This window comes from Mesorhizobium sp. M7D.F.Ca.US.004.03.1.1 (assembly GCF_003998635.1).
GTDB classification, from domain to species: Bacteria; Pseudomonadota; Alphaproteobacteria; order Rhizobiales; family Rhizobiaceae; genus Mesorhizobium; species Mesorhizobium loti.
In genome coordinates, this window is record NZ_RZQG01001044.1 from 1 (window position 1) to 1,929 (window position 1,929).

General features: G+C 65.8%; 1 protein-coding gene. It reads left to right on the forward strand.

The genetic code is table 11. The features are described 5' to 3' along the window. Positions 1-107: 107 nt before the first annotated feature. Complete coding sequence (locus EN935_RS33610; RefSeq protein WP_109664701.1) at positions 108-1,907, forward strand: ABC transporter transmembrane domain-containing protein; 1,800 nt, start codon at positions 108-110, stop codon at positions 1,905-1,907. Positions 1,908-1,929 lie beyond the last annotated feature (22 nt).

A 1,929-nucleotide genomic window follows, 5' to 3' on the forward strand; every position in this document is an offset into this window, starting at 1 on the left:
CTTCTAAACGGTCGGCGAGCCTATACATCAGCCGGAATTGAATCACAAGGCCGCGGCAAGCGCATATTGCGGCGCATAGCCCAAGGGCGGCCAGAGGAAACACTGGGATGGCGCAATTCATCAGCGCAGACGAGCGTCGGCGTTCGCTCAAGCCGCTCAGGCGCCTGTTCCCGTACATCACGCGTTATCGCACGCTGGTCGTCGGCGCCGTGATCTCGCTGGTCATCGCCGCGGCAACGACGCTGGCGCTGCCGCTGGCCGTACGGCGTATGATCGATCATGGTTTCTCGTCGGCCAACACCATCTTCATCGCCGAATATTTCGCCGCATTGGTGGCGATGGCCGCCGTGCTGGCGGGTGCATCGGCCAGCCGCTACTATTTCGTCATCACGCTCGGCGAGCGCGTCGTCGCCGACATCCGCCGAGATGTCTTTGCCCATGTCACGACGCTGTCGCCTTCCTTCTTCGACACCGCCCAGTCGGGAGAGATCGTGTCGCGGCTCGCCGCCGACACGACGCAGGTCAAGTCGGCCGTCGGAGCGACGGCCTCGGTGGCGCTGCGCAATGTCATCCTCGGCCTTGGCGCGCTGGCGATGATGGTCGTCACCAGCCCGAAACTGTCCGGCCTAGTCATTGCGGCCATTCCCGTCATCGTGCTGCCGCTGGTCGCCTTCGGCCGCTCGGTGCGGCGCAAGTCGCGGCAGGCGCAGGATACGCTTGCCGATGCCACCGCCTATGCCAGCGAGCAGATCGGCGCTGTGCGCACGCTGCAGGCCTTCACCAATGAGAAGCTGGTAACCGGGCATTTCTCGGCCGCGGTGGAAGCCGCTTTCGAGGCGGCACGCGGCTCGATCTTCGCGCGCTCCTTCCTCACCTTCTTCGCCATTTTCACCATCTTCTCGTCCGTTGTGGCGGTGCTGTGGTTCGGCTCGCGCGACGTGCTCGAAGGCTCGATATCGCCGGGCACGCTCGGTCAGTTCCTGCTCTATTCGGTGTTTGCCGCCGGCGCGCTGGGCGCCCTGTCGGAAGTCTGGGGCGAGCTTGCGCAGGCGGCGGGCGCTGCCGAACGGCTGACCGAGATCCTGGCAGAGAAGCCGGCGATCCAGGCTCCGGCCGATCCGAAGCCGCTGCCTGCGGTCGCCAAGGGTGCGATCGTCTTCGACAATGTCTCCTTCTCCTACCCGGCAAGGCCCGACCGCGCTGCCGTGCACGGCTTGAGCTTTCAGGTCATGCCCGGCGAGACGGTGGCGATCGTCGGCCCGTCAGGGGCCGGCAAGAGCACGGTCTTTTCGCTGATCCTGCGTTTCTACGATCCCGAAACAGGCAAGATCCTGATCGATGGCGTCGACGTGCGCGAGGCCGACCCCGTTTCCGTCCGCCAGCGCATCGCCATCGTGCCGCAGGACGTCACCGTCTTTGCGGCAAGCGCGCGTGACAATATCGGTTTCGGCCGGCCAGGAGCCAGCAAGGCCGAGATCGAGACGGCGGCGAAGGATGCACTTGCCGACGAATTCATCCTCAAGCTCGAAAAGGGCTACGACAGCCAGGTCGGCGAGCGCGGCGTGACGCTGTCAGGCGGGCAGCGCCAGCGGGTGGCGATCGCCCGCGCCATCCTGCGCGACGCGCCGATCCTGCTGCTCGACGAGGCCACCTCGGCGCTCGACGCCGAAAGCGAGACGCTGGTGCAGATGGCGCTGGAACGCCTGATGCAGGGCCGCACCACCATCGTCATCGCCCACCGCCTGGCAACGGTGCTGAAGGCCGACAGGATCCTGGTCATGGATGGCGGCACGATCGTCGAGGAAGGCACGCATCAGAGCCTAGTCGCCAAGGGCGGCATTTATGCGCGGCTGGCCAAGCTGCAGTTCGAAACCGGCGCCAGCGCCTTCAGGGGCGCGGCAGAGTAGTCAGAAACATCTGCCGCTGCGC